Annotated in this window: 18 protein-coding genes; 11 read left to right on the forward strand and 7 right to left on the reverse strand. The window is 68.1% G+C overall.

The window, feature by feature from the left end:
• Nucleotides 1–1,302, forward strand: a complete 1,302-nt coding sequence (locus V2S85_RS00795) for an amidohydrolase family protein (RefSeq protein WP_419198156.1) — start codon at nt 1–3, stop codon at nt 1,300–1,302.
• An 88-nt stretch (nt 1,303–1,390) separates the two neighbouring features.
• Nucleotides 1,391–2,311: a calcium-binding protein gene (locus V2S85_RS00800; protein ID WP_330700978.1), complete on the forward strand. Its 921-nt coding sequence runs from the start codon at nt 1,391–1,393 to the stop codon at nt 2,309–2,311.
• 117 nt (nt 2,312–2,428) lie between these two features.
• Here the strand turns inward: V2S85_RS00800 and V2S85_RS00805 are convergent, their stop codons facing one another.
• Together V2S85_RS00805 and V2S85_RS00810 are read right to left on the reverse strand one after the other, a co-directional pair.
• Entirely contained in the window at nt 2,429–4,042 is a 1,614-nt protein-coding gene (locus V2S85_RS00805; protein ID WP_330700979.1) for an NAD(P)/FAD-dependent oxidoreductase, read from the reverse strand.
• Nucleotides 4,039–5,220: an aromatic ring-hydroxylating dioxygenase subunit alpha gene (locus V2S85_RS00810; RefSeq protein ID WP_330700980.1), complete on the reverse strand. Its 1,182-nt coding sequence runs from the start codon at nt 5,218–5,220 to the stop codon at nt 4,039–4,041. The genes V2S85_RS00805 and V2S85_RS00810 overlap by 4 nt, the downstream gene beginning before the upstream one ends.
• Before the next feature lie 36 nt (nt 5,221–5,256).
• Between V2S85_RS00810 and V2S85_RS00815 the strand changes: the two genes are divergently transcribed.
• A complete protein-coding gene (locus V2S85_RS00815) occupies nt 5,257–5,874 on the forward strand; it encodes a TetR family transcriptional regulator C-terminal domain-containing protein (protein ID WP_330700981.1) in 618 nt (205 codons plus the stop codon).
• Here V2S85_RS00815 and V2S85_RS00820 read toward each other — a convergent pair.
• From V2S85_RS00820 to V2S85_RS00830, 3 genes are all read right to left on the reverse strand, one after another.
• Nucleotides 5,871–7,145: an amino acid permease gene (locus V2S85_RS00820; RefSeq protein WP_330700982.1), complete on the reverse strand. Its 1,275-nt coding sequence runs from the start codon at nt 7,143–7,145 to the stop codon at nt 5,871–5,873. The two genes, V2S85_RS00815 and V2S85_RS00820, sit on opposite strands and share 4 nt — an antisense overlap.
• Nucleotides 7,146–7,164: 19 nt before the next feature.
• On the reverse strand, nt 7,165–9,609 hold the full coding sequence (locus V2S85_RS00825; protein WP_330700983.1) for a TonB-dependent receptor: 2,445 nt from the start codon (nt 9,607–9,609) through the stop codon (nt 7,165–7,167).
• A 285-nt stretch (nt 9,610–9,894) separates the two neighbouring features.
• A complete protein-coding gene (locus tag V2S85_RS00830) occupies nt 9,895–11,673 on the reverse strand; it encodes a tetratricopeptide repeat-containing sulfotransferase family protein (RefSeq protein ID WP_330700984.1) in 1,779 nt (592 codons plus the stop codon).
• 177 nt (nt 11,674–11,850) lie between these two features.
• Between V2S85_RS00830 and V2S85_RS00835 the strand changes: the two genes are divergently transcribed.
• Together V2S85_RS00835 and V2S85_RS00840 are read left to right on the forward strand one after the other, a co-directional pair.
• Nucleotides 11,851–12,066: a hypothetical protein gene (locus tag V2S85_RS00835; RefSeq protein ID WP_330700985.1), complete on the forward strand. Its 216-nt coding sequence runs from the start codon at nt 11,851–11,853 to the stop codon at nt 12,064–12,066.
• Nucleotides 12,067–12,217: 151 nt separating this feature from the next.
• Nucleotides 12,218–14,023 carry a DEAD/DEAH box helicase gene (locus V2S85_RS00840; protein ID WP_330700986.1) on the forward strand — a complete coding sequence of 602 codons (1,806 nt, stop codon included), beginning with the start codon at nt 12,218–12,220 and terminating at the stop codon, nt 14,021–14,023.
• Nucleotides 14,024–14,249: 226 nt separating this feature from the next.
• Here V2S85_RS00840 and purL read toward each other — a convergent pair whose 3' ends face one another.
• On the reverse strand, nt 14,250–16,409 hold the full coding sequence (gene purL / locus V2S85_RS00845; protein WP_330700987.1) for a phosphoribosylformylglycinamidine synthase subunit PurL: 2,160 nt from the start codon (nt 16,407–16,409) through the stop codon (nt 14,250–14,252).
• 170 nt (nt 16,410–16,579) lie between these two features.
• Here purL and V2S85_RS00850 point away from each other — a divergent pair, with 170 nt between their 5' ends.
• From V2S85_RS00850 to queA, 5 genes are all read left to right on the forward strand, one after another.
• Nucleotides 16,580–16,825 carry an exodeoxyribonuclease VII small subunit gene (locus V2S85_RS00850; protein WP_330700988.1) on the forward strand — a complete coding sequence of 82 codons (246 nt, stop codon included), beginning with the start codon at nt 16,580–16,582 and terminating at the stop codon, nt 16,823–16,825.
• A complete protein-coding gene (locus V2S85_RS00855) occupies nt 16,822–17,730 on the forward strand; it encodes a farnesyl diphosphate synthase (protein WP_330700989.1) in 909 nt (302 codons plus the stop codon). Before V2S85_RS00850 ends, V2S85_RS00855 begins: the two co-directional genes overlap by 4 nt.
• Nucleotides 17,730–18,248, forward strand: a complete 519-nt coding sequence (gene coaD, locus V2S85_RS00860) for a pantetheine-phosphate adenylyltransferase (protein WP_330700990.1) — start codon at nt 17,730–17,732, stop codon at nt 18,246–18,248. Before V2S85_RS00855 ends, coaD begins: the two co-directional genes overlap by 1 nt.
• A 112-nt stretch (nt 18,249–18,360) precedes the next feature.
• Entirely contained in the window at nt 18,361–19,065 is a 705-nt protein-coding gene (locus V2S85_RS00865; RefSeq protein WP_330700991.1) for a peptidylprolyl isomerase, read from the forward strand.
• Between the two features lie 129 nt (nt 19,066–19,194).
• Nucleotides 19,195–20,229: a tRNA preQ1(34) S-adenosylmethionine ribosyltransferase-isomerase QueA gene (queA, locus tag V2S85_RS00870; protein ID WP_330700992.1), complete on the forward strand. Its 1,035-nt coding sequence runs from the start codon at nt 19,195–19,197 to the stop codon at nt 20,227–20,229.
• 36 nt (nt 20,230–20,265) lie between these two features.
• On the opposite strand, the gene V2S85_RS00875 is transcribed toward queA, so the two are convergent.
• Complete coding sequence (locus V2S85_RS00875; RefSeq protein WP_330700993.1) at nt 20,266–20,964, reverse strand: glutamine amidotransferase; 699 nt, start codon at nt 20,962–20,964, stop codon at nt 20,266–20,268.
• Between the two features lie 503 nt (nt 20,965–21,467).
• Between V2S85_RS00875 and V2S85_RS00880 the strand changes: the two genes are divergently transcribed.
• A complete protein-coding gene (locus tag V2S85_RS00880) occupies nt 21,468–22,784 on the forward strand; it encodes an amidohydrolase (RefSeq protein WP_330700994.1) in 1,317 nt (438 codons plus the stop codon).
• The last annotated feature ends 38 nt before the right edge of the window (nt 22,785–22,822 follow it).

Genomic DNA, 22,822 nt, shown 5'->3' on the forward strand with positions numbered 1-22,822 from the left:
CTGGCGCTGCCCGGTCGGTATCTGGGCGCGTGTCTGGCCGCGTGCCTGGGCACGCTTCTCGCCGGGCTCGCGGTGCCGGCTGCGGCGGCCTCGCTCTACGTTCGGGCCGGGCGGCTGGTCGATGTCGAGAGCGGGACGGCGAAGGCGGGGCAATGCGTTCTGGTCGAGGGGGAGCGGATCGCCCGCGTCGAACCCTGCGCGCCGCCGCCGCCGGGCGCGCAAGTGCTCGACTGGTCGGCCTATACGGTGCTGCCGGGGCTGATCGACCTGCACACCCACCTCGCCGACGTGAGCGGGAGCGCCGATGTGGCCGCGCCGCTCAAGACCTCGCCGCAGGCGACGGCGCTGCTGGGGGCTTATCATGCCCGGCAGACGCTGGAGGCCGGCTTCACCACCGTCCGCGACGTCGGCACCTATCGCGGGCTCACCGACGTCGCCTTGCGTGATGCGATCGCGGCAGGGCTGGTCCCGGGGCCGCGCATGTACGTGGCGGGCGCCTACATCACCGTGCCGGGCGGCGGCGGGGAACTCAACGGCGTCGTGCCGAACGACCAGCTTCCGGCCGACATGCGCCTCGGCGTGGTGCGCAATGCCGGCGAGGCGCGCGAGAAGACGCAGTACCTGTTCGACCACGGCGCCGACTTCATCAAGATGATCGCCACCGGCGCGGTGCTGGCGATGGGGACCGAGCCGGGGCAGGTCGAACTCTCGGACGACGAGATGCGCGCTGTGGTCGAGGTCGCGCGGGCGCATGGCAGCTACGCCACCGCCCATGCCCATGGCGCGGAAGGGATCAAGGCGGCGATCCGCGCGGGCGTGCGCAGCATCGAGCATGCCAGCCTCATCGACGACGAGGGGCTGGCGATGGCCAGAAAGGCCGGCGTCTGGCTGGTGATGGACATCTACGACGGCGACTGGATCGACCAGCAGGGCACCCGCGAAGGCTGGCCCGCCGAATACTTGCGCAAGAACCGTGAGACCACGCAGGAACAGCGCGACGCTTTCGCCAAGGCGGTGCGGATGGGCGTGAAGCTGGCTTTCGGCACGGATGCGGGGGTCTATCCGCATGGGCTCAACGCGCGGCAATTCGCCTACATGGTCCGTTATGGAATGACCCCGGCGCAGGCGATCCGCGCCGCCAGCCTCGATGCCGCGACGCTGATCGGGCACGAGAAGGAACTCGGCTCGATCGCGCCGGGCAAGTTCGCCGACATGATCGCGGTCAGCGGTGACCCGCTCGCCGACGTGCGGGTGCTGGAAAGCGTGGCGCATGTGATGAAGGGCGGCGCGGCGGTGAAGTGAGCGAAAGCTCCGGCGCGGATTAAATTTCCGCCACCCCCGGGACTTTCGGCGCGTTGCAGGGCTAACTCCATCGCTGGGAGGCCGCACCATGTTGAACACCCTTTCCCGCAGGCAGGTGATGGCCGGACTGGCCGTGTTGCCGTTCATGCGCGCGCCGGTTCTGGCCGCGACCTTGCGGGTCGAGCGGATCATGGTGCAGGGGCGGCCGCAGGACACCGGCTCACTCTACAAGGTGCGCAACATCGTGCCCGCGCTCGACCAGCTGGGCGGCGTGCGCAGGATGCGCTGCCGGGAGCCGTACTCCGGGACGCCCGGCTGGAACACCTATGTCGGCCTCGCGCGGGAGGGTGTGCGGTTCTGCTTCACGCTTTCGGTGCGGGCGATCGCGACGACGCTGGCGGACCTGAAGGCGTTTCTCGTCGCCGCGCCCGGCTCGATCTGGGCGATCGAGTTTCCCAACGAGCCCGATCTCAACCCGGTGACCTACAAAGGCCAGAGCGATCCCCGGCTGGGCTTTCGCACCGGCGATGCTCCGGCGCTGATGGCCTTCATCGCCGACTTTACCGCCGCCCTGCGCGCCGATCCGGCGCTGGCGGCGATCCCGCTGATCGCCAGCAACGACTACATGCAGGCCGAGCAGGGCGCCTTCGCCGACTTCGGCAACGCGCACGTCTATCCGCGCGCGGCGACGGCGGTGGGCGATCGCCTGACGCGCTTCGGAGAACAGGTGGCGGCGGGCGGCCATGCGCAGGGCGTGCTTACCGAATGGGGCCGCACGACCGGCGGGGACGCGAAGAACGCCACCGCGCCGCCGGTCACGCTTGACCAGCAGGCGACCCTGCTCGCCTCCGATGTCGCGGCGGCGCTGGAGCGTCCTTTCGTCCACACGATCAGCCTCTACGAACTGTTCGCCTGGGGCGGGACGAGCGAGATGAACAACTTCGGCCTGTTCAACGCCGACCTCACGCCCCGCCCCGCCGTCGCGACGATCCGGGCGGTGATCGGCTGATCTTCACTTGGTCATTGCGAGCGCAGCGAAGCAACCCAGGGCAACATAAACCGGCGTGGATTGCTTCGCTGCGCTCGCAATGACGAAAGAAGTTGGCTGCGATGACTGGCAGCCCCGTCAGCGGAATCGCCGGAACGCACCGCCCAGGCCCCGCTTGTCGGCGAGCACCTCGTGCGCGCAGTTGTGCCCCGGCGCACCGGTGACGCCGCCGCCGGGATGGGTGCCCGCGCCGCACATGTAGAGCCCCTTGATCGGCCCGCGATAGGCGCCGTGGCCCAGCACCGGGCGCGCGGACCACATCTGGTCGAGCGTCAGGTTGCCATGCATGATGTCGCCGCCGACGAGGCCGAACTTGCGCTCCAGCCCCTTCGGGCTGAGCACCTGCCGCCCGAGGATCGAGGCGCGGAAGCCCGGCGCATATTCCTCCACCGTATCGATGATGGTGTCCGCGGCCTTGTCCTCCTCGGCGTCCCAGTCGCGGCCATCCGGCAGTTCGGGCGCGAACTGCTGGCAGAACAGGCTGGCGACATGCTGGCCCGGCGGGGCGAGGCTGTCGTCGATGGTCGAGGGGATCAGCATCTCGACGATCGGTTTCCGCGACCAGCCGAGCTGCTTGGCGTCTGTAAAGGCGCGGTCCATGTAGTCGAGCGTCGGCGCGATGATGATGCCCGACTGGTGGTGTTCGCCGGGCTCGGGCAGGCAGGTGAAGCGCGGCAGTTCGGACAGCGCCACGTTCATGCGGAAGGTGCCGCTGCCGGCCTTGAAGCCCTTCATCCGCCGCGCGAAATCGGCGTCGAGGTCGCTTGGCGCGATCATCCTGCCGTAGAGCAGCTTGGGCCCCACGTTGGCGATCACGCGCGGGCCCATGACCTCCTCGCCGCTTTCCAGTCGCACGCCCGCGACCTTGCCGCCATCGACCAGCACTTGCGCGACGGGCGCTTCCAGGCTGATCTCGACGCCGAGGTCGCGGCAGACTTTCGCCATGATCTGCGTGATCGCGCCCATGCCGCCGACCGAGTGACCCCAGGCGCCCTTCTTGCCGTTCACCTCGCCGAAGACATGGTGCAGCAGCACGTAGGCGCTGCCCGGCGTATCGGGCGAGGCATAGTTGCCGACCACCGCATCGAACCCGAAGGCGGCCTTGACCGCCTCGCTCTCGAACCAGCCGTCGAGCAGGCTGCGCGCGGACTTGGTGAACAGGTCCAGCACGTCGCGCTGCGCCGTGATCGAGAGGCCCGCCAGCTTGCGCCCCTGCAGCGCCGCATCGACCAGCGCGCGCCAGCCGCCGCCGGCCTCGGGCGGGGTCTTTAGTGCAAGGTCGCGCAGCACTTCGGCCACGCCTTCGAGCGCGTCGTAATAGGCGGGGAGCACAGCGGCGTCGTGCTCGGAAAAGCGGCGGAATTCCGCCTGCGTGCGCTCCAGCCCGCCGCCCAGCTTGAGGTGGCCGCCATCCTCCTGCGGCAGGAAGTTGCTGATCGGCCGCTCGATCACACGGTAGCCGTGATCGGCCAGGCGCATGTCGGCGATGACCTTGGGCTGCAGCAGGCTGACGGTGTAGCTGGCGACCGAGTTGCGGAAGCCGGGGTGGAATTCCTCGGTCACCGCGGCGCCGCCGACCACGTCGCGCCGTTCCAGAACCCGCACCCGCAGGCCGGCGCGGGCGAGGTAGAAGGCGCAGGTCAGGCCGTTGTGGCCGGCGCCGATGATGATCGCGTCGTAACGGGTGGTCATGCGGTCTTGCTCCAGCCGGGGGCGGGGGAATGTTCGAGGCGTGCGGCCGGGATCAACGCGCGCATGCGCCTGCAGAAGTGGCGCAGGCACACTTCCTTGTCGGACAGCGGCCCGATCGAGAAGCTGCGCGAGGCCATGCCCGCCTGCACGCGGGCGATGAGCGCGGTATCCTCGGCATTGACCTCGCGGTTGATGCGCCAGTTGAGGTAGCGCGCGGCGCGCATCTCGCGGCGGTCATCGTCGAGGACATAGCTGATCTCGCGGATCAGGCTGGTCGTCGGGCTGACCGGCAGCCACTGCATGAAATCGACCTGGTCCGGGTAGATGTCGAAGGCGACGTTGGGCCACAGCTTGAAGTAGAGCCAGTGGCGCTGCCGCTTGGCCGGAAGGTGCGGGACGGGGGGCAGCAGCCGCTGGTACATCCGCTCCGACCAGTTGCGCGAGGGCGCCTCCATCAGGTCGCCCCACATGCGATCGACGTGATCCGTGGCCTCGACGCCGTAGCTGCGGCCGAACAGGCGGGTGAGGCCGGGGTGGGCGACGGGGATGTGCAGGCCGTCGGAATAGTTGTCGCCGATGTTCTTCCAGTTGACCGCGCGCGGGCGCAGGGTGACGCGGCCCAGCGCCTTGAGTTCCTCGAAGCGATAGGGCGCGACCATGGCCTCGTACGGGGCCATCATCCGCGCCACCGAGGGGCCGCCGTCGTCCACCAGCCGCACGAACACGAAGCCGCGCCAGACCTCGCTCTGCACCGGCGAAAGGCCATGGCGGGCCTTGTCGAAGGCGGGGTAGCTGGCGCTGTCGGGCACGCCGGTGAGGGTGCCGTCGAGTTCGTAGACCCAGGCGTGATAGGGGCACACCAGCTTCCGGGCGCAGCCGCTGGCGCCATCGACGATGCGCGAGCCGCGATGGCGGCAGACATTGGTGAAGGCCCGCAAGGCACCGTCGGCACCGCGCACGACGACGACGCTTTCGCCGATGTAGTCGAGCGTGTGCCAGTCGCCGGGCCGGGGCAGGTCGCTTTCGTGGCACACCACCTGCCAACTGGGCGCGAAGACGCGTTCCTTTTCCGCTTCGAAGAATTCGGCGTCGGAATACGTCCAGGCCGGCAGGCTCCAGCCTTCCAGCGGATCGGTCATGGGATGGTCTGCGGCCAGAGACGCCCCTGTGGTTGCCATTTCGCGCTCCTTGCTATACGATCGTATAACAAGCCTATGGACGATCATCAATCCTTCTCTCGGGCCTCGTCCGGGGCCTTCACCCGCGAACATCCCGACGACCGCCGGCGCAGTCTGGTGGAGGCGACCGCGCGGTGCCTTGCGCTGCATGGCGTCGCGGGCACTTCGGTGCGGGCGATCTGCGCGGAGGCGGGGGTCTCGCCGGGGCTGCTGCGGCACTATTTCGGCGGGGTCGGACAGGCGATCGCCGAGGCCTATCGCTGGGCCGGAGGCCGGGTCGAGGCGGCGCTGGCCGAGGCGGTCGCGGCGGCGGGCGAGGATCCGCGCGCGCGGCTGCTCGCGTACTTGGCCGCCAGCTTCCGGCCGCCGATCGCCGATCCGGGGCTGCTGGCGACCTGGCTGGCGTTCTGGAGCATGACCCCGGTGGATGCGGGAATCGGTGCGCTCCACGCCGAAATCTATGCGGAGTTCCGGGGGGGCATCGAGGCGCTGATCCGAGCGCTGCGTCCCGACATCGCCGACGCCCGCCTGCCGGCGGTGGCGCTGACCGCGCTGATCGACGGGCTCTGGCTGGAACTGAGCCTGGGCAAGGCGCCGTTCACGCCGGAGGAAGCCGAGATGCTGGTGGAGAAATGGCTCGACGCGCTGCTCTAGCCGTCGCGGCGCGTCCATAGCCACAGCGGCAGGCCCAGCGCCATGAGGATGAAGCTCAGGCCGCTCGCCCCGATCCCGGCGCCCCACAGGGTCCATAGCGCGTAGGCTGCGCCGATCGCGGCGAACGGGCGGCAGACGCGCAGCTTCCATGCCGCCATCGCGCAGGCGAGGTAGAGCCATAGCGTCGCCGAGGTGGACAGCAGCAACAGGTACTCGAACAGCCCCTGCATCGAGCGCGAGCCGTTCATGACCACGAACAGCGTGGCGATTCCGGTGGAGACCAGCAGCGCGCGCCGGGGCGTGCCGGCCGCATCGGTTGCGGCGAACCAGCGCGGCAGCAGGCGGCGGGCGGCCATGTCGCGCGACATTTCCGCCTCCAGCAAAGTCCAGCCGTTGAGCGCGCCGATGCAACTGACGACCGCGAACACGGTGACCAGCGCCGCCGCCGTGCCGTTCCAGTAGCGCGCCACGAACGTCGCGAACGGCGCTGGCGAGGCGGCGGCGACCGCCATCGGCAGCAGCAGCGCGATCGCCGAGCATACCAGCAGGTAGAGCGCGCCGGTCAGCGCCGTGCCCCACAGCGTGGCGCGGGCGATGTTCACTTCCGGATCGCGCACCCGTGCGGCGGCGATACTGGCGGATTCGAAGCCGAGCAGCGCCCAGAGCGTCAGCGTCGCCGCCGCGTTGACCGAGCCCGGCGTCACCGGGACGGCATCGACGGGCAGGATGTGCGCCTCTCCGCGCCCGAGTAGCAGCGCGGCGATGACGATCACCACCAGCAGCGGCACGACCTTGAGCGCCATCGTCACCACCTGAAAGCCCCCGGCGGCGCGCACCCCGCGCAGGTTCACCAGCGCCGTTAGCCAGACCAGCCCGAGCGCGGCCAGCGCCGGACGGAACGGCGCCCCGGCAAGCCCGGGCGTGATCGCCGAGAGATAGCTGACGGCGGCGACCGCGATGGTCGCCACCGTCGTCCAGATCGAGACGAGGTAGATCCAGCTGATGAAGAAGCCCGCCGTGGCCCCGAACGCGGCCGAGACGAAGCCCGAGGGACTGCCCGCATCCGGCAGCGCCCGCGTCAGCCGTGCGAAGACATAGGCCAGCACCATCGCGCCCGCCGTCGTCACCACCCAGCCGGCCACCGCGTTCCAGCCGAAGGGGGCGAGGCTGGCGGGCAGCAGGAACACGCCCGAGCCGATCATGTTGCCCATGACCAGCGCCATGGCCGCCACGAGGCCGAGGCGGCCGTCCTGTCCTTTGGGCAGGTTCAACCCTTCGGTATCCCGGCGATCAGAAATCCCGGCCGATCTTGAGCCCGATCACCCTCGGCCGGATCACGTAGTCGTAGAAAACGCCGCCGGTACTGCTGGCACCATCGGGATCGCCGCAGGTCGTCTCCAGGCACTGGACCGAGCTGTTGATGACGCCGTTGCTGTCGAACAGGTTGCTCGCGAAGAGTTCCGCCCGCCAGTTGTCGCCCTTGAGCCCGACGCTGAAATCGGCGGTGGTATAAGCGGCGAACTCGCCCTTGATGGCGTTCTCGGCGTTGCGCAGGTCGCTGCGGCGCTTGCCGATGTAGTTGACCGCAAGCTGGACATGGCCCTTCCATTCGCCCGCCGGGAATTCGTAGCGGGCGATGGCGTTGCCCTTGAACCTGGCGGTGATCGGCAGGCGCGTGCCCTTGGGGGCAAGGGTGTCGTTGATCTCGCTGTCGTCGTCGATCGCGCCGCTGCCGTCGAGGTCGACGTTCACCGAGCAGTCGAAGCTCGGCGTCGCGATCTTGCAGAAGTCCTTGCGGATGGTCGCATCGTTGAAGCTGCCGCCGAGGCTCAGCGACAGGCCGTTCCTGCGGTAGCCGAGGTCGAACTCGATGCCCCGGATGCGCGCGACGCCGGCGTTGCGGATCAGCGTCAGCCCGTTTTCGCCCAGGAACGAGAGCTGGATGTCGTTCCAGTCCTCTTGGTAGACCGCGCCGTTGAAGCGGATCGGGCCCAGCATCGTCTTCCAGCCGATCTCGTAGTTGTCGAGCTTGTCCGGGCCATAGGGCGGCAGCGTCGATCGCCGGTTGATGCCGCCGGGCCGGAAGCCGCGCGACCAGGTGGCATAGACCAGCGCGTCGGGCGAGAACTTGTAGGTCAGGTTCAACTTGTGGATGAAGTCGGTGTCCGAGGTCGACTTGTCGAGGTTGGTGCAGGGCGATCCCTTGACCTTGGCCTCGGCGAAGCAGGCGGCGACGCCGGTGCGGCTGGAGAAGCCGTCGCTGTAGCCGAAGAAGCCGACCAGCGAGTTCTTGTAGTTGTAGACGCGCAGGCCCCCGGTGGCGGTCAGCTTGTCGGTGATGTCGAAGCTCAGTTCGCCGAAGGCGGCATAGTCCCGGTCGACGCGCTTCTGCTTGGTCAGCCAGATGTCGCTGTCGGTGCCGGGCACGGTGATGGCATCGGCGATGCCGTCGATGATGTAGTTCTGCGTGATGAGGTGCGACTGGCGCTGCGCGAACAGGCCCGCGATCAGGCGCAGGCGGCTGTCCTGCGGTGAGGAGATGCGCACTTCGCCGAACTGGCGGCGGTATCTGTCGCGCCCCTGGATGTACTGGTTGGGGCTGACGAGATCGCCCGCGTTGTCGTAGAGATAGGCGCCCGAGCCGTAGAGCGCGTCATAGAAGTACGAGTAGTCCGAATAGTCGGATTCGGTGCGGTCCTTGCGGTTGAGGATGCCGCCGGTCGCCACCAGATCCCAGTTGCCCACCTTGCCCTCGACGGTGAGCGCGGCCTGGTACCATTCGTCCTTGCTGCCTTCCGGATTGTACTGGACGGTCTGGAGCTTCCCGCTCACCGCGCTGGAACGTTCCTGCGCGAAGCTGCCGTGGGTCTTCTGGACCTGGCCCATCAGCGTCGGGGTGATCGTCCAGTCGTCGTCCAGTTCAATGCCCAGCGCCATGCGGGCGCCGTAGGTATCGACGTCGTTGTAGTCGCTCTTGACGTACCGCGCATTGTCCTGGGTGATGCCCGAGACCGGGTAGGTACGGCTGCCGGCGACGTTGTCGATATAGCCGCCGTCATGGCGATACCAGCCGACCACGCGCAGCGCCGAGCGGTCCGACAGCCTGAGGTTCACGAACCCCTGCGCGACGCCGCCCATGTCGCCGTGCGCGACCGAATTGATCTCGAAATCGCCGGCGCCGTAAGTACCAGAGTAATCAGGCTTGTTGGTGACGATCTTGATCGTGCCGGCCATCGAACTGGCGCCGTAGAGCGTGCCCTGCGGCCCCGCCAGCGCCTCCACCCGGGCGATGTCGTAGGCGTGGATGTCGAGCGCGCCCTGGATCGTGGTGATCGGCATCTCGTCGAGGTACGTGCCCACCGTCGGCAGCGAGGCCGAGTGGTTGGCGTTCTCGCCCGAGGCGACGCCGCGGAAGTAGACCTGGCTGAAACCGGGCTGGACTGTCTGGATCGTCACCGAGGGGATGTACTTGACCGCGTCCTGCAGTTCCTTGACCTGCAGGTCGCGCAGCTTCTCGGTGCCCAGCGCGGTGATCGCGATCGGCACGTCCTGCAGGTTCTCGGTGCGTTTCTGCGCGGTGACGAGGATGACGTCACCCTCTTCGGACTTGGCGGCCGGAGCACCGGCGGCGGCACTCTGCGCAAGCGCGGGTTGCGCTGCAGCAAGAGCGGACGAACCCAGCAGCGCGACCATGGCGCTGCGACGACAACCCAAACGCGACGTGACCACTCGCATTTCCCCCTGTGCTTGCCCTATGCGGAAGCGGCCACAATTCATGAGCTTTGACAATAGGTCGGGCGGGTAATGCTTATTGTGCAGTGCAATCTATGACATTTTCGCCACAATTCTTCAGGCGCGTGGTGCCGGGCGGGCGCACTGCTTCATAGGGTGGCTTGGCGACGGACTTCGGAAAGCTTGGGTGCGACCCTTCGACAAGCTCAGGATGAGCGAAGGCGGCGCAGACCTCAAATCCCGCTCAGGCTGAGCTTGTCGAAGCCCCCGCCGCACGGCGCTGCGAACCTACCGGTCGTACCGTTCCGGCAGATCCCCCAGTGCTGCCTTGAGCGGACCGAGCCAGGCCTCGTAGGGCCGCCACTGGCCCACTCCGTCGCGATTGATCGGGCGGCGCACCTGTTCGCTCGATGCGGTGCGCACGGCGCGGGTGTTGGTGTGGAACTGCAGGCACGCCTCCTCGAATTCCAGCCCGAGGTGCGCGAGCAGGGCGCGGACCTCGCTTTCGGGATCGTCGAGCAGCCGCTCGTGGATCACCCGGTGGACGCGGCCGGGCATGACCGCGTCGTAATGCGCCATCGCCCGCACATAGTCGGCATAGTAGCGCCCGATGTGCGCCAGGTCGTAGGAGAACGCCTGCCCGCGGGCGAAATGCTGGCGGAAGTTCGAAAAGCAGCAGTCCAGCGGTTCGCGCCGGGCATCGATGATCCGGGCGTTGGGCAGGATCGCCGCGATCAGGCCGAGATAGGCCCAGTTGTTGGGCAGCTTGTCGATGTAGAACGGCTTGTCGGTCTTGCGCTGGATGCGCGTGCGATCGAGGAATTCCGCGCCCAGTTCGGCGCGCCGCGCATCGGACATGGCGGCCACGGCACGCGGCCAGTCGCGCAGCGAGCCGCCATGGGCATGCGCCTCACGCAGGGCGATGGCGGGAATGTCGGGCAGTTCCATCGTGCCCTCGACTTGCGAATGGCTGGCGAGGATCTGCTCGATCAGCGTCGAGCCCGCGCGCGGCAGGCCGAGGATGAAGATCGGCTCGGGCGAGGGGTGTCCCGCCTGCCGCCAGCGCGCCGCCAGTTCGGGCGTGATCGTGGCGATCGCGGCATCGACCTGCGCTGCGATCGCCTCGGGATCGTGGTCCAGTTGCTCGCTCCGGATACGGTTGCCTTGCGCATAGTGCGCGAAGGCGCGCTCCGCCTCGCGCTGGTCGTCGAGCGCCTTGCCGAGCGCGAAATGGAGGTGGAGCCGGTCGTCGTCGGAGAGGTCGTCGCGTTCCAGCGCGGCCTCCATCGCCGCGACGTCGCCGTCCTCGAAGCGCCAGGTCTTGAGGTTCGCAAGGCTCCACCAGACTTCGCCGAGGCCGGGCTCGATGGTGATGGCGCGGCGATAGGCGGCGACGCTGGCGGCCTGTTCGCCCAGCGTCTTGAGGATATGGCCGTGGCTCATCCACAGCTTGGCGTGATCGGGGAAAGTCTCGGTCAGCCGCGCATAGAGGTCGCGTGCCTGCTCGTAGTCGCCGATGCGGCCCAGCGTGGCCGCGCGCAAGTTGAGGTCGCCCGCCTGCGCGCCGCCTGCCGCCAGCACCGCGTCCAGTTCGGCGAGGGCCTCGGCGAAGCGGGCCTGGCGATAGAGCACGATCGCCAAATTGGCGCGCGCCGCCGTGAAGCCGGGCGCCAGTTCGAGGGCGCGGCGCAGCAGTGCCTCGGCGTCGCGGTTGCGGCCGATGCGGCCGGCCAGTTCCGCCATCATCCGGATCGCGGCCACGTCGGTGGGCTGTTCGCGCAGCCTTTGGCGCAGGCCGCTCTCGGCGACCGGGAGGTCTCCGGCGACGAGCGCGCGGGCGATGGCGACGAGTTCGGGATCGCGCGAGGAGGCGCGGATCGCCTCGCCTTCGGCCAGCGCCGCCTCCTCGTCATGGCCGAGGGCGCGCAAGGTCTTGCCGAGCAGGCGATGGGCCGGGGCGTCGTCGGGCCGGCGCAGGATCGCGTCACGCAGCAGGGGCAGGGCGCGCGCGGGGTCGGTGGCGACGAGCGCGCCGATCGAAGGCGCGGCGGGAGCGGAAGGGTTCATGCCGGGGCGAGTATGGGCAAGTGCGCCAGCGTGCTCAAGGGCATCCGGGGCGCATGCAGGGACGGGGCTGGCGATCTTGCGGAATTATGACAAGATCACCGCCGGCTTGATCGCCGCATGACGGATCGTTAGCCGGGCCATCCGCAAGCCGGGCCGGCTTTGCCAAGGGGTGATTTCATGCGCTATGGCGTTGTCCGAAAAGGACTTTTTCGAACCAGCCTGCCAGGGCTCGGCGAGTGCGCGCGGGTCGACATGAGCGCCGGCGACGCCGCCCCGTTCCTCGAACGCGAGATGTACGTCCAGCTCGGCTTCGAACCGAGCTTCGACCAGTTGCCCGAACGAGAGGTGGATGCCCGGTCGTCGCCCCGGTCGCTCTGGGGTCAGGGCGTCTGAGGGGCGAATCGCTCGCAAGTGAATTTGGAGCGCGCATATCTGCGCACTTTGGTCTATGGGGCGCTCAACCGGTGCGCCTGAGGGCGTCCACGCAGCCCTCCCGATGCTCTTTGAAAGCCGCCTTGGTGCGGCAGGACTCGTTGACCTTATAATGACTTTTCCGCAGATTCCCGCGCTTCTCGCCGAAGCTCTCACTGGCCATGGCTATGAGACCCTGACCCCGGTCCAGGCCGCCGTCACCGAGTCGGAGGCCAAGGGCCGCGACCTCGTCGTGTCGGCCCAGACCGGTTCGGGCAAGACCGTCGCCTTCGGCCTCGCCATGGCCGACGAACTGCTCGCCGACGATCAACTGGCCTTCGCCGCCCGGCCGCTGGCGCTGGCGATCGCGCCGACGCGCGAACTGGCGCAGCAGGTCAGCCGCGAGCTGGAATGGCTCTATGCCAAGACCCACGCCCGCATCGTCACTTGCGTCGGCGGCATGGACCCGGTGAAGGAGCGCAAGCAGCTCGAGCGCGGCGCGGCGATCGTCGTCGGCACGCCGGGGCGCCTGCGCGATCACCTCGAGCGCGGCAAGCTCGACCTCTCGGACTTGCGCGCCGTGGTGCTGGACGAAGCCGACGAGATGCTCGACATGGGCTTCCGCGAGGATCTGGAGGAACTGCTCGATGCGACGCCGGAAACCCGCCGCACGCTGCTGTTCTCGGCCACCATGCCGCGCCCGATCGAGGCGCTGGCCCAGCGTTACCAGAAGAACGCGCTGCGCATCTCCACCGTCGGCGAGAACCGCGGCCACGGTGATATCGCCTACAAGGCGGTGACCGTCGCCCCTTCGGACATCGAGCATGCGGTGGTGAACCTGCTGCGCTTCTACGATGCCGAGACCGCGATCCTGTTCTGCGCCACGCGCGACAACGTGAAGCATCTGCACGCCACTTTGGTTGAGCGCGGCTTCTCCGCCGTGGCGCTCTCGGGCGAGCATTCGCAGAACGAGCGCAACAACGCGCTGCAGGCGCTGCGTGACCGCCGCGCCAAGGTCTGCGTCGCCACCGACGTCGCCGCGCGCGGCATCGATCTGCCGTCGCTCAGCCTCGTCGTCCACGTCGAGATCCCGCGCGATGCAGAGACCCTGCAGCACCGTTCGGGCCGTACCGGCCGCGCCGGCAAGAAGGGCACGGCGGTCCTGCTGGTGCCGTATCCGCGCCGCCGCCGCGTCGAGATGATGCTGCGCGGCGCCCGCATCGAGGCCGAGTGGGGTGAGGCCCCGACGCCCGAGGCGATCCGCGCACAGGACCGTGACCGCCTGCTCGAAAAGCTGCTCGCGCCCGTCGAAGTCGAGGACGACGACCGCGAACTGGCGAAGGTCGTGCTGGAAACGCTGAGCGCCGAGGACGTCGCCGCCGCGCTTGTGCGCGCGCACCGCGCCGCGATGCCGCAGCCCGAGGAACTGCTCGGCAATTCGCCCGAATCCCGGCAGAAGCGCGAGCGTCCGGGCTTCGACGACGTCGTCTGGTTCCGCATGAACGTGGGCCGCGACGAGCGTGCCGAAGCGCGCTGGATCCTGCCGGTGCTGTGCCGCCGCGGCCATGTCACCCGCGATGCGGTCGGCCAGATTCGCATCAACGGCGACCAGACCTACTTCCAGATCCCCGTCGCGCAGGCCGAGCAGTTCGAGCGCGCCGTCGCCCGCACCGCGCGCGAGGACGGTGAGTACGAAGCCACCATCCTCATCGAGCGTGCGCCCGATGCGCCGCGTGACGCCGCCCGTCACCGCAGCCGCGACCGCGAAGGCCCGCAGGGTCGTGGCCGCCGTCCGCACGGCAATGGTCCGCGTTCGGACGGTCCCGGCGGCGAAGGTTCCGCCCCGTATCGCGCGCGCCCGACCGGTCCGCGCCAGGACCGTCCGGCGGGTGGCGGCGGCGGCAAGCCGTTCCACAAGAAGCCGAAGAAGAGCTGGTAAGGTACTGAAAACACGGGGGGCGACCCTTCGACAAGCTCAGGGTGAGCGGGGTTGGTGTAAACCGCCCCGTTCCCAAGGTGGCGCGAGTTCGAAGGGAAACCTCCCGTCCCCGCTCAGGTTGAGCTTGTCGAAGCCCCATCGGCCAGACGCGAAGCAAAAGAAAACCCCGGCCGCTCCTTCGAGCGCCGGGGTTTTATTGTGTCCCGAAGGACCGGGGGAAGGGCGCTCAGCCCTCCATCCAGTCCTTGAAGAAGGCCTCGTTGGCTTCACGCAGCGCGGCGATCTCCACGCCCGCGACCGCGGTGCCGCCGACGGTGCCGATCTTCACCGCTTCCGGCAGGACAGTTCCCGCCGGTGCGGTCACGACATAGCGCGACTGGTCCTCGCCGAACGCCTGCGCGGTGGTGAGGTCCGCGTCCAGCGTGCAGCCGAGGCCGCTTGCCAGCGCCATCTCGGCCAGCGCGACGATCAGGCCGCCGTCGCTGACGTCATGGACTGCCGTGACCTTGCCTTCGCCGATCCAGCCGCGGACCATGCCGCCGTTGTGGGCTTCGGCCTTCAGGTCGACCTTCGGTGCATCACCGGCTTCATGGCCTGCGATGTCCTTGAGCCAGAGCGACTGACCAAGGTGCGTTCCTTCGCCGCCGAGCAGGAAGATTTCCTCGCCCTCGGCCTTGAACGCCACTGTTGCCATCTGGTCATGGTCGGCGAGGATGCCGACGCCGCCGATCGCCGGGGTCGGCAGGATCGCAGAGCCGCCGCCGGTGGCCTTCGATTCGTTGTAGAGCGAGACGTTGCCCGAGACGATCGGGTAGTCCAGCGCGCGGCACGCATCGCCCATGCCGTTCAGGCAGCCGACGATCTGCGCCATGATCTCGGGGCGCTGCGGGTTGGCGAAGTTGAGGCAGTTGGTGATCGCCAGCGGCAACCCGCCGACCGCGCTGATGTTGCGGTACGTCTCGGCGACCGCCTGCTTGCCGCCCTCGTAGGGGTCGGCGTAGCAATAGCGCGGGCTACAGTCGGTGCTGATCGCCAGCGCCTTCTGCGTGCCGTGGACGCGCACGACGGCTGCGTCGCCGCCGGACTTCTGCATGGTGTCCGCGCCGACCTGGCTGTCGTACTGCTCCCAGATCCACTTGCGCGACGCGAGGTCCGCGCCGCCCATCAGCTTGATGAGGTCGGCGCCGAGATCGGTGCTTTCCGGCACTTCGCCGAGGGCCGGGACGGCTGCCCAGGCCTTGTATTCCTCAGGCGAGACGTAAGGACGCTCGTACTCCGGCGCATCATCGGCGAGGGGGCCGAGCGGGATGTCGCAGACCACTTCGCCGTTGAATTCCAGCACCATGTGGCCGGTATCGGTGACTTCGCCGATTACCGCGAAGTCCAGTTCCCACTTCTTGAAGATGGCCTCGGCCATGGCTTCCTTGCCGGGCTGGAGCACCATGAGCATGCGCTCCTGGCTTTCGCTGAGCATCATTTCGTAAGGCGTCATCGCCTCTTCGCGGCAGGGCACCTTGTTCATGTTTAGGCGAATGCCGGCGCCGCCCTTGCTGGCCATCTCGACCGACGAGGAGGTGAGGCCGGCCGCGCCCATGTCCTGGATCGCGACGATCGCGTCGGTCGCCATCAGTTCGAGGCAGGCCTCGATCAGCAGCTTCTCGACGAAGGGATCGCCGACCTGCACGGTGGGGCGCTTTTCGTCGATGTCGTCGCCGAAGTCGGCCGAGGCCATGGTGGCGCCGTGGATGCCGTCGCGGCCGGTCTTGGAACCGACGTAAACGATCGGATTACCGAGGCCAGTGGCGGCGCAATAGAAGATCTTGTTCGTATCGGCGACGCCGACGGTCATCGCGTTGACGAGGATGTTGCCGTCGTAAGCCTTGTGGAAGTTCGTCTCGCCGCCCACCGTAGGCACGCCCACGCAGTTGCCGTAGCCGCCGATGCCCGCGACGACGCCCTTGACGAGGTGCTTCATCTTGGGGTGGTCCGGACGGCCGAAGCGCAGGGCGTTCATGTTCGCCACCGGGCGCGCGCCCATCGTGAAGACGTCGCGCAGGATGCCGCCCACGCCGGTCGCAGCGCCTTGATAAGGCTCGATATAGCTGGGGTGGTTGTGGCTTTCCATCTTGAAGATGGCGGCCTGGCCGTCGCCGATGTCGATCACGCCGGCGTTCTCGCCGGGGCCGCAAATCACCCAGGGCGCCTCGGTGGGGAGCTTCTTGAGGTGGAAGCGGCTCGACTTGTACGAGCAGTGCTCCGACCACATCACCGAGAAAATGCCGAGTTCCACGAGGTTCGGCTCGCGGCCCAGCGCATTCAGGACGCGCTCGTATTCTTCGGGATTGAGGCCATGCGCCTCGACGACGTCAGGGGTGATTCCGCTCATGGGGGAGCCCTTAGCCGCGTCTTTCCGGCTGCGCCAGAGCGTATGGACATAACGGCACTCAACGGCACCTAAAGGGGGTCTAGCTATACCAGAGTGGCCGATACTCCCTGGTGACGGGTAAATACCGCCGCCACCTTGACCGTTACTGCGCCGAGCGCCATTGCTTGCCCATGGAATCCGAAACTTCGACCATCGACACGCTCAGCTTCGAGGACTCCCTTCGCGCGCTGGAGACCATCGTGCGCCAGCTCGAAAGCGGCGACGTGCCACTGGAAGATTCGATCTCGCTCTACGAAAAGGGCGAGAAGCTGCGCCAGCATTGCCAGAAGCGCCTCGACGCCGCGCAGGCGCGGATCGAGCGTATCGTCGCCGGGCCGGACGGCGCGGCGGCGGGCACCCAGCCTTTCGACCTGTGACCGAAGTGGCCGCGCCCGATTCGCTGCTGGCCGATGGCCTCGCGCGGATCGCCGAGGAGATCGACGGCGCCTTCGACGCGCTGCTCGCCGTTCCCGACGATGCCCGCGCGAAGCTGGTGGAGGCGATGCGCTATGCCGCGATCGGCGGGGGGAAGCGGCTGCGTCCGCTGCTGCTCGCCAGCGTCGCCGAGATGTACGGCGTCCAGCGCGAAGCCGCGATCCGGGCGGGCATCGCCATCGAATCGATCCACGTCTATTCGCTGATCCACGACGATCTGCCGTGCATGGACGATGACGCCCTGCGGCACGGCAAGCCGACGCTTCATCTGGCGTTCGACGAGGCCACTGCCGTGCTTGCAGGCGATTCGCTGCACGCCTTCGCTTTCGAGGTCCTGTCCGATCCGGCGACCACGCCTGATCCCTTTACCCGCATCGAACTCGTCCGCACGCTTGGCCACGCCAGCGGCGCGCAGGGGATGGCGGGCGGCCAGATGATGGACCTCGTCGCCGAGACCAGCGAGTTCGACCTGCAGACCGTCACCCGCCTCCAGCAGCTCAAGACCGGCGCGCTGCTTGGTGCGGCGGTGGAGATGGGCGCGATCCTCGGCCGCATTCCGCCGGAGGGGCGCACACATCTGCGCGGCTATGCCCGCGACATCGGGCTGGCCTTCCAGATCGCCGATGATCTCATCGACCACGAGGGCGACGCCGCTCTCGCCGGCAAGGCCGTGGGCAAGGACGCGGCGGCGGGCAAGGAAACCTTCGTCTCGCTGCTCGGCCCCGAACGCGCCCGCGAACAGGCGCGCATGCTGGTCGAGCAGGCGATTGGCCACCTGGCCCAGCACGGCCGGGAAGCGGACCTCCTTCGCGCCGTCGCGCGCTATATCATCGAGAGGGATCACTGATGGCTTCGGCTGAGCGTATCGGCGTCTACCCCGGCACTTTCGACCCGATCACGCTGGGCCATGCCGACATCATCCGGCGCGGCGCCAAGCTGGTCGACAAGCTGATCATCGGCGTCACCACCAACCCGTCGAAGAACCCGCTGTTCACGCCGGACGAGCGCATGGCCATGGTCGAGCGCGAGGTCGCGGCGATGGGGATCGACAACGTCAGCGTCGTCGGCTTCAATGCGCTGCTGATGAAGTTCGCCCAGAAGCAGGGTGCCAGCGTGATCGTGCGCGGCCTGCGCGCGGTGGCGGACTTCGAGTACGAATACCAGATGGCCGGGATGAACCAGCAGCTCAATTCCACCATCGAGACAGTGTTCCTGATGGCGGACGTCAGCCTGCAGCCGATCGCGTCCAAGCTGGTCAAGGAAATCGCGATGTTCGGGGGCGACATCGCGAAGTTCGTCAGCCCGGCGGTACGTGAGGACGTCGTCGGGCGGATCGCGCAAAACGGACTATTGGGGGACTACTGAGCTTGCGCGGATGGGCGGGTCCGCGTGGAAATCATTCATTGTGCCGACAGCGGGGGCGCTTTATCGCGTCCGATTACGCGGCTCGGCCGTTCATTGCCCAGGTGACAGATACATGAAGTTTCGCCTTCCCCTGACCGCGCTGATGCTCGGCGCCGCCCTCGTTGCGGCCCCGGCCATCGCGAAGGACAAGGACAAAAAGGACGAGGTGGCGGCCACGCCGACGCCTCCTGCACCTTTGCCGACGGTGATCGACACCGACGTCACCCACGATCCCCAGGACGTCCTGCTGCTCGACCTGTCGGACGGCGGGCGCGTGGCCATCCGCCTCATGCCGAAGTGGGCGCCGCACCATGTCGAGCGCATCAAGACGCTGACCGAGCGCGGCTTCTACAACGGGCTCATCTTCCACCGCGTGATCGATGGCTTCATGGCCCAGACCGGCGATCCCACCGGCACCGGCCAGAGCGGCTCGGACCTGCCGGACCTGCAGTCCGAATTCAATTCGATGCCGCATCTGCGCGGCACCGTGTCGATGGCGCGCACCAACGATCCGAACAGCGCGAACAGCCAGTTCTTCATTGTATTCTATCCGCGCTTCGCGCTTGACCGGAAGTACACCGTGTTCGGCCGCGTGATCGGCGGCATGCAGTACGTCGATGCGATCCAGCGCGGCGAGCCGCCCGAGAACCCGACCAAGATTGTCCAGGCCTCGCTCGCCTCGGACAACAAGCCGGCACCGGCCGCGCCGGTCGCTCCCGCGGCGCCCGCGCTGAAGGCGCCTTCGGTGTCGGACCTGAACAACTCCAAGTCGAACTGAGGGGGCACTCTTCGTCCCGACCACTGCTCGTCATTGCTTCGCTTCGCTCGCAATGACGAAAACAAAGGCAGCAGGGAAGGGGCCGGGCATAGCCTTGCCCCGAACCCCGCTCTGGTCTAGCGCGCCGCCATGCGCGTGGACCTTTTCGACTTCGACCTGCCGACCGACCTGATCGCCCTGCGTCCGGCCCGCCCGCGCGACGCGGCGAAGCTGCTGGTGGCCGATGGCGATGCCCCTTTCGCCGATCATCACGTCCGCGACCTGCCCGGACGGCTTCGCGCGGGCGACGTGCTGGTGTTCAACGATACCCGCGTCATCCCCGCGCAGCTGGAGGGCACGCGCGGCGAGGCCAGGATCGGCGCGACCCTGCACAAGCGCATCGACTTGCGCCGCTGGCAGGCCTTCGTGCGCAATGCCAAGCGCCTGCGCCCCGGCGATCGCATCGCCTTCCCGGCCGAGGTTTCCGCACTGGCCGAGCAGCGGCACGAGGACGGCAGCTGGACGCTGCTGTTCGAGGGTGACGAGCCGGTGGAAGTGCTGCTCGAACGCGCCGGCCGCATGCCGCTGCCCCCTTACATCGCCGGCAAGCGCCCCACCGACGAGGCCGACGCCAGTGATTACCAGACGATGTTCGCGCGTGAGAAGGGGGCCGTCGCCGCCCCCACGGCGGCGCTGCACTTCACGCCCGAGCTGATCGAGGCGCTCGACGCGGCGGGCGTGGTGCGCGAGACGCTGACGCTTCACGTCGGCGCCGGAACCTTCCTGCCGGTCAAGGCCGACGACACCGCCGACCACCGCATGCACGCCGAATTCGGCCGTATCGACGCGGAGACGGCGGACCGGCTCAATGCCGCGCGTGCCGCCGGCGGCCGGGTGATCGCGGTGGGGACGACCTCCCTGCGCCTGCTGGAGAGCGCGACCGGGGAGGACGGCGTGATCCGCCCGTTCGAGGGAGACACCGCGATCTTCATCACGCCGGGCTACCGCTTCCGGGCGATCGACGGGCTGATGACCAACTTCCACCTGCCCAAATCGACCCTGTTCATGCTGGTCTCGGCGCTGATGGGGCTGGACAAGATGCAGGCGGTGTATGCCCACGCGATCGCGGAAGGTTACCGTTTCTACAGCTACGGCGACTCCAGCCTGCTGCTGCCTGAAGGATAATCGGGCGCCGCGGGCGTGATGCCGGCGGCGTCCGGCTCAGTCCAGCTGGGCCAGCCAGTCGGCGATCATCGCGCGTCCGGCCGCGACGGCGCCGGGGCCGAGTTCGTCGTGCGTGCGGCGCAGTGCCCGTGGGCAGCCGCCGGCTTCGACCACCGCTTCGGGCCACTGCTCGATCCAGGCGTCGAAGCGGGGATCCTCGCCCATCTCGGCATGGAACTGCAGGGCGAGCTGCGTGCGGCCGCGCCGGAACGCCTGGTGTTCGTAGAGGCTGGTGGACGCGAGCAGTTCGACGCCCTCGGGCCGGGTGAAGGTATCGCCGTGCCAGTGCAGCACGGGCACCTCGCGGACGTGGCGAAGCGGGCTGTCGGCGGCGTGCCGGTGCACCTGCACGGGGTGGAAGCCGACTTCCTTGGCGGGGCCGGGATAGACTTTGGCGCCCAGTGCCTCGGCCATCATCTGCGCGCCGAAGCACACGCCCAGCGTCGGCCGGTCCGCCTCGAGCCGCAGCGCCAGGCGGCGCAGCTGGCAGGAGATCCAGGGATGGCGATCCTGCTCGTAGACGCCCATGGGCCCGCCCATCATGATGAGCAGGTCCGGTTCGCGCAAGTCGAGCGAGGAGAATCCCGGATCGCTGACGTCGATGCGGCTCACCTCGTAGCCGGCGTCCTCGATGGGCTTGCGATAGCCTGCGACCCCTTCGTGGGGAACGTGGCGGATGATGAGCGCGGTCTTCACGGGGCTTGTCTGGCACAACTCATGTTAACGGGCGACATCGAAATCCGGCTGGAGAGTTGCGGATCCGATGCCGCCCGAGGGGGTCATAGGCCAAGGCGCGACCAGAAGTCGCCCGCGTTGCGGATCGCGGCGGCGCCATCGCCCGGCACCGGCCCGGCGGCGCGCCATGAAGGATGCGGCAGTCGCGAATCAGGAGAGGATGTACGGGAACGAAGCACCCGGGTAGTGATGCGAGGGATCGAATCTAGCATTTCGTATCTCCATCAGGAGGCACGAAGCCGGCGTTGTCGCCTGGGTTTCGTGCGCTTTAGCGGTTGGTGACGCGGAGCAAGCTGACAGCCATCAAATGCCGCGGAAGCACAGGCGGGCCCTGCGCTTCGACATTCAATCTACGTATTCAGTAGAGAATGTCGATCGGGTGTTTCTTTCCGGCCTGCGAGAAAAACTTCATGCCCGTTTGCGGAACCCTTGCGGCGTCGGCGGGAACGGGTAGCCTTCGCATCATGCGCGCGCTTCTCCTTGCTTCCGCCGGTGCCCTTGCGGCTGCCTCGTCGCCCGTTCTGGCCGATCCGATCGCCGACACGGTGGCGCGCGACATGCCGGGCCTGATGGAGACCTATCGCGATCTCCATGCCAATCCGGAACTCAGCTTCCAGGAAGTCCGCAGCGCCGGCATCATGGCGGCCGCCGCGCGCAAGGCGGGCTTCACGGTGACCGAGAAAGTCGGCCGCACCGGCATCGTCGCGGTGCTGCGCAACGGGCCGGGGCCGACGGTGCTGATCCGCGCGGACATGGACGGCCTGCCGGTGATCGAGCAGACCGGACTGCCCTTCGCCTCGACCCGGCGGGGCACTTCGACCGCCGGGGTGGAAAGCGGGATCATGCATGCCTGCGGCCATGATACCCACATGACCGCGTGGATCGAGATGGCCCGGCTCCTGGCGGCGAACAAGGCGCAGTGGTCGGGCACCCTGGTGATGATCGGCCAGCCCGCCGAGGAGATGGGGCTGGGCGCGCTGGAGATGCTCAAGGATGGGCTCTACACCCGGTTTCCCAAGCCGGACTACACGCTGGCCTTCCACGATACGCCCGAGCTTGCCGCCGGTGTCGTCGGCGCGGCGAAGGGCTGGGCGCTGGCCAACGTCGACAGCGTCGACCTGCTGGTGCGCGGCGTCGGCGGGCACGGCGCCTATCCGCAGACCACGCGCGATCCCATCGTGCTGGCCAGCGCGATCGTGATGAAGCTGCAGACGCTGGTGAGCCGGGAGAACAATCCGCTCGATCCGGTGGTGGTGACGGTGGGATCGTTCCACGCCGGCACCAAGCACAACATCATCTCCGACCAGGCGAAGCTGGAACTGACGGTGCGCAGCTATTCGGACGAGACCCGCGCGCGCCTGCTCGACGGCATCGCCCGGGTCGCGCGCGGCGAGGCGATCGCCTCGGGCATTCCCGAGGATCTGATGCCGACGGTCTCGGTGAAGGAGCCGCATACCCGCGCCACCTGGAACACCCCCGAGTTCGCGGAAAGCGCGGTGGCCGATCTCAAGGCGCGGATGGGCGATGACAAGGTCGTCATCACGCCCTCGGTGATGGGGGGAGAGGACTTCGGCGAACTGCGCCGCGCCGACGAGGCGCAAATCAAGTCGGTGATCTTCTGGGTCGGCGGTGCCGATCCGGCCAGGCTCGCGGCGGCGAAGGCGGGCGGGCCGCCGATGCCCTCGCTGCACAGCCCGTTCTGGGCCCCGCAGGCGGACAAGGTGATCGCCTCTGCGTCGCAGGCGCTGACGTATACCGCGCTGAGACTCATGCCGAAATAACGGGGCCTTCCGGTCGGTGTAAGATTTACCGACATTTT

It is taken from the genome of Novosphingobium resinovorum (assembly GCF_036352595.1).
GTDB classification, from domain to species: Bacteria; Pseudomonadota; Alphaproteobacteria; order Sphingomonadales; family Sphingomonadaceae; genus Novosphingobium; species Novosphingobium resinovorum_B.